Origin of the sequence: Streptomyces sp. NPDC002130 (genome assembly GCF_040296465.1) — a bacterium.
Lineage (GTDB): Bacteria > Actinomycetota > Actinomycetes > Streptomycetales > Streptomycetaceae > Streptomyces.
In genome coordinates, this window is sequence record NZ_JBEOXI010001062.1 from 1 (window position 1) to 1,181 (window position 1,181).

Here is a 1,181-nt window from a genome sequence, read left to right on the forward strand (position 1 = left end):
GGTTCTCTCCCGGCACACGGACGTCCTCGAAGAACACTTCGTTGACCTCGTAGCCGCCGTCGATCAGCTTGATCGGGCGGACCGTGACGCCAGGCGTCTTGAGATCGACCAGGATGAACGAGATGCCGGCCTGACGCTTGGGCGCATCGGGATTGGTACGCACGAGGCAGAAGATCCAGTCGGCGTACTGTCCCAGCGTCGTCCACGTCTTCTGACCGTTGATGACCCAGTCGTCGCCGTCGCGGACCGCGCGGGTCTTGAGCGACGCGAGGTCTGAGCCGGCCTCGGGTTCGGAGAATCCCTGGCACCACCAGATGTCGAGGTTGGCGGTCGCGGGAAGGAACTTCTCCTTCTGCTCCTGCGAGCCGAAGGCTGCGATGACCGGACCGACCATGTTGGCGTTGAACGCCAACGGTTCGGGGACCGACGCAAGCTGAAGTTCGTCGAGCCAGATGTTGTGCTGGACCGGGGTCCAGTCCTTGCCGCCCCACTCGACCGGCCAGTGCGGTACCGCCAGACCGTGAGCGTTGAGGATCTGCTGCGCCTCGACCATACGGTCGCGCCCCAATTCCTCGCCGTGGGCGTACGCCTCCCTGATGTCCGCGGGGATTTGCGTACGGAAGAACGTCCGCATCTCGTCGCGGAACGCTAGTTCCTCGTCGGTCAATGCCAGGTTCATCGGGATTCCTTCGCACTCGAAACCGGATTCATGTTCGGTTCGACCGTACCCCGACGACACTGGAGGCGGAACAGGTACCGCGAAAGACGGCACTCAGAACCGAGCTACTACACGGTTTTGAGGACCAACAGGTAACCCCCGCCCGCGGCGTCGATGCTCGTTACCACATTCAGCGACGGAGCCAGTCGCGACAACCTGTCGATCAACCAGTCCGACGCTTCCTGGGCATCGTCTTTGCCCGGGCAACGAGCGACGGCGACGCGACCACCCTTGCGCTCGAGCTGCTCGACGACCCCGATGATCGGAGCGGGATCCACGACGAACAACCGATCCGGCCACTCCACAACAGGTTTGACCGCACCCTTCTTGGTGTTACATGCGCGGTGCGCCAAGCGTTCGACACCACCTTTGGTCTTGCCACCCTTTTTCGCGGTGTTGATGCTGTCGATGCTCGGGCCGCGCGGATCGTTGACGGACATGTCGGGATCGACCGGTTCGTCAC

General features: G+C 62.9%; 2 protein-coding genes. Both read right to left on the reverse strand.

All coding sequences use genetic code 11. From position 1 onward, the window contains the following. Positions 1 to 667, reverse strand: a 667-nt coding sequence (locus ABT116_RS48405) for an acyl-CoA dehydrogenase family protein (protein WP_351647904.1), incomplete at its 3' end; no start/stop codon positions are given. A 119-nt stretch (positions 668 to 786) separates the two neighbouring features. Continuing rightward, positions 787 to 1,181 (reverse strand): hypothetical protein (locus ABT116_RS48410; protein WP_351647906.1); only part of this gene is annotated, 395 nt, incomplete at its 5' end.